Source organism: Mucilaginibacter sp. (genome assembly GCF_036383575.1).
Taxonomy (GTDB): domain Bacteria; phylum Bacteroidota; class Bacteroidia; order Sphingobacteriales; family Sphingobacteriaceae; genus Mucilaginibacter.
Genome location: NZ_DASVOB010000514.1, coordinates 1 through 4,228 on the forward strand (window position 1 = coordinate 1; position 4,228 = coordinate 4,228).

The 4,228-nt window shown below is 42.9% G+C and carries 3 protein-coding genes; 1 reads left to right on the forward strand and 2 read right to left on the reverse strand.

The window, feature by feature from the left end; all coding sequences use genetic code 11:
- Together hemC and VF500_RS18145 are read right to left on the reverse strand one after the other, a co-directional pair.
- Window positions 1-1,054 (reverse strand): hydroxymethylbilane synthase (gene hemC, locus VF500_RS18140; RefSeq protein ID WP_330861031.1); only part of this gene is annotated, 1,054 nt, incomplete at its 3' end.
- A gap of 795 nt (window positions 1,055-1,849) precedes the next feature.
- Window positions 1,850-2,563 (reverse strand): hypothetical protein, encoded by a 714-nt coding sequence (locus tag VF500_RS18145; RefSeq protein WP_330861032.1) that lies wholly within the window; start codon window positions 2,561-2,563, stop codon window positions 1,850-1,852.
- A gap of 404 nt (window positions 2,564-2,967) precedes the next feature.
- On the opposite strand from VF500_RS18145, the gene VF500_RS18150 reads away from it, so the two are divergent.
- Window positions 2,968-4,228: ABC transporter permease (locus tag VF500_RS18150; protein WP_330861033.1), on the forward strand; the 1,261-nt coding region annotated here is incomplete at its 3' end.

Below are 4,228 nucleotides of genomic sequence, written 5' to 3' on the forward strand. Positions count from 1 at the left end.
CAATATTTTTTAATATATATGAATCGAACCGGGTGATCACGGGCACGGTACGGATCAGTGAACGATCTTCTATCTGGATGCCGTGTTTTTCAAGCGCTTTGCGGAAATAGCTTTGTTCGCCAAGCTCACGCGAAATAAACACACTTGCAGGGTGTTTGCGGCCCTTTGCAAATTTGGCTACCACTTTTTCGGCCAGGCCTTCGGTGGTTGGCGCTTCTAAAAATAACCTGTCCGGAAATTGATCGCCTTCCTCAGCTTTAGAAGTAAATACCTGGAAAAGCCCGTCTTCCTTGCGGCAGTAACAACCCAAAGGCAGGTGGCAGCCGCCGCCGAATAATTTTAATACAGTACGTTCAACAGCCAGTTGCTCGGCCACATCAGTATGGTGCAATGCTTGCAGGGCTTCAAAAAGCTCATGGTCGGTTTCGCGGATCTGGATGGCCAGCGCGCCTTGTGCGGGAGCGGGGATCAGTTCAACCGGGGTTATTTCTTCCACATGAAACTCACTCAGATCAATAGCCAAACGGGTAACACCGGCTTTAGCCAGCATAATGGCATCGTATTTTTCATCGCGCAGCTTACCTATGCGGGTAGGTACGTTACCGCGCAGGTCTTCGATTTCAAGATCAGGGCGGTGGGCCAGCAGCTGGGCCTTGCGGCGGTTTGATGATGTACCTACAATAGCACCGTATTTAACTGATAGCTTTTGGTGCACATCAACACAGTCCTTCAGGATCAGCAACAGTTCGGCGGGGTCTTCCCGTTCTGAAACTGCCGCGATGATGAGTCCCGGAGGATTTTCAGTTGGCAGGTCCTTATGTGAGTGCACGGCGATATCAATAGTACCGGCAATTAATTCTTCTTCTAATTCTTTGGTAAAGAAACCCTTACCTTCCAGCTTGTCAAAGCTGAGGTTCAGGATACGGTCGCCCTGGGTTTTAATGATCTTTAACTCGGCGATAATGTTAATGGCAGCGAGGCTGTCTTTAACGAAATTGGCCTGCCATAAAGCCAATTCACTGCCACGGGTTCCTATAATCAGTTTTCTGTCCAAAAGAATGAATGTTTGCAGCTGCAAATTTAATTTTTTATGCCGATGATAAGGTACATCAACTTAATGAATTATTGTTAATTGCAACAAAATGACTGTAATGTGTGGGTTTAACGTCGTGCAAATATGTCTTTCATATCGGATAATTAGTAAGCGGGCCACAAGCCGGGAGGCTTGCGGCAGCAGTGTCTTTAAGTTAAGGAAAATCCCCCAGAGGGGGAACAGGTTTGTAGTAGTAACATCATATACCGAAAATCACCGTGCCAGAGGTACGGAACACCGGAGTTGCGTACCTCTGGCACACTAAGACAAACAAACCTTTCATTTCTACAAACCTTTTGCACCTCTGGTGCAACCTGTCAATCCCTTAACTTAATGACATTGGGCTTACGGCGGCAGTGTCTTTATGTATCGTTATCATTGTAACAAAGTGGGTGTCCCAATTTTTTGATTCCCGAAAAAAAATGGAAAAAGTCCGGCGCTTCTTTTTCTTGAAAACAGCTATGTTCCATTTTTTGAGAGTGAAACAGTGAAACGGGTTTTAAATGTTATTGATTGGTAATCAGTAATTTAGGTTTTTGTATGGAACAATATTAAATTGTTGATAATCAGTATTTAAAACTTTTTTGAGTGTTGGTTTGGTGTTTCAATATATCTGTAGATCGGCACTGATTTTTGATCCGATTTTTATGCTTTTTTGATGGTTTTTTAAATTGGGTTGGGTGTCTGAATTTGATGGTGACAAAATGCCGCCACCATGGGTTAAGGCAGGGATGTTTAGCTTTGGGCTTTTCTCTGTCACGGTCGAAGCGTAGCTTCGTCCGTGACAGGTTTTGCTTTATCGCTTCGTGAACGAAATAGTTTCAATGCAGATTCTATTTGCTGTGCCGAATGCGTCAGGTCATTTCCAATTGCCAGTTTTTCGTAACCATTAGGTGAGGCATAGGTAAAATAAGTTATAATAGCTCTATCTGCCTGTTCGGTAAACACCTCTTCCTGGTAAATATCTTTCCATTCATAAAAAGGAGTGTTTACCGTTTCGATGCCTTTATCACTAATGATGATTCGCGGAGTGGTGTTTAATGCCTTTTTTAGGGAGGTAAACGCTATCAGGCCGGCGGCGATAAGCAGCATCGTTACGAAAATATATTGTTGGGGATTGTTTAATATTACAGCAATGCCTATGGCTAAACCACCACCAGCGGCTGCTCCGGCAACTAAATAGTTTTTTCTTTTTGAAAAATAAACTCTTACTTCATTGGCTACGGTGTGGTCATTGATGAATATATCGGGTTGGGTAAATTTTTTTGATAGCTCTACGAGTTTTGCTTTGTCGGAGCTGCTCCTAAACTCGGGAAAAAACCATGAACGATTTTGGTTGCGGATAAGCCCCGCTTTGATTGCACGTGCTTCCAGCTCATGAACATTCCGAACGTTTTCAAATGCCCATATACGCCAGCGGGTAGCCATAAAGCCACGAAAAATAATGCCGATGATGAGACCGGTGAGCATTGTGGGCAATAGGATTAATGGAGGGCATCCTATTACAGATCTTAAATATATTGACAGCGCTATCGTTACAACGGTAATTGCCTGCATTGGGTATATTATCATAAACCGGCCTTTGTTGAGCGCGTCGTCAATAGTGGGGGTATCAAGCATAATATTGCATAAGATTTAAGCAGAGGCTAAATTACAATTTTGTTGAAATTGCAGATGTACATGTTAAAGGGTTGCTATAGCTTCAGATTGGGCAAAAACGCACACCTGGTGTAACGTTTTCGAACGGTACTGCGAAAATTTTCTATGTAAGTATCTATTTATCAGTAATTTGAATTGATGGCACGAGTTTTAAATAGCGTTACTTAGTAAGTTTATAACTTACAGAAGTTTATCACTTTTCAATCAACATACCCATGTTCAACACATATTTTAAACTGGCCTACAGGAATATAATAAAGGACAAAGCTTATTCCATTATCAATATATCGGGTTTAGCGATAGGCCTTGCCTCAAGTATCCTGATCTTGCTTTGGGTGCAAAACGAGTTAAGTTACGATAAGTTCCATACAAATGCCTGGCAGATCTATCGTATCAACAGTGATTTTGGTGATTCTAAAACTGCGGCGAGCTCGGCTGGGATGCCATTTGGGTTAAAGGCGGAACTACCTGTTGTTAAAAATGCAGCCCGCTTATATCCCGGTTTCCCATCCATTTTATTTGAAACTGGTAACAGGAAGTTTCAGGAAGAACATGTGTTTTACGCTGATCCGGGTTTTATGGATATGTTTTCGTACCCATTGTTAAAAGGCGACCGGGCTACGGCTTTAAAGCAGGTAAATGGTGCTTTAATAACAGAAGACATCGCCACAAAATACTTTGGAAAAGAAGACCCTATTGGTAAGGTAATACGGAAAGACAACAAAGAGAACCTGGTAGTAACGGGTGTTATGGCCAATATTCCTGCCAACTCCGACCTGCAGTTTGACATCCTGCTTCCGATGGCTTTAATAGCCCAAACCAATAATGATGTTAAAAATAATATCTGGGACAATTTTAATTTTTTCGGCTACATTCAATTCGATAAAAGTTTTGATCCCTCTGCTTCCAACATATCCAAACTGGAGACTCAAATAGGGCAGATCTTTCATAAACATAGCCCCGATACCAAGGCTACATTTAAATTACAACCGTTAACCAAAATACACCTGGCCCCCGAAAGGCTGGGCGATTCACCGGGTCATGGGAACGCGCAATATGTAAGCATCTTTTTTGTTATTGCCATTTTGATACTGGTTGTTGCCTGTATCAATTTTATGAACCTGGCTACTGCACGTTCGGCACGCAGGGCCAAGGAAATTGGCTTGCGTAAGGTTGCCGGCGCTGTGCGCGGGCAGTTGATTATCCAGTTTTTGAGCGAGTCGGTTTTTATTTCGTTCCTGTCTTTATTGCTTGCACTTGTTATTGTCCGCATGTTCCTTCCGGCGTTTAATGAGTTGGCTAACAGGAAACTCATTATTAATATGTCGGATGCAAGGCTTTGGTTAAGCCTTGTTGGTATTGCCCTCGTAACCGGGCTCATCTCAGGCAGCTACCCGGCTTTATTCCTTTCGGGCTTCAACCCGGTTAAGGTGCTTAAGGGAAATGTAAAATCAATGGGAGGTAATTTACTGTTCC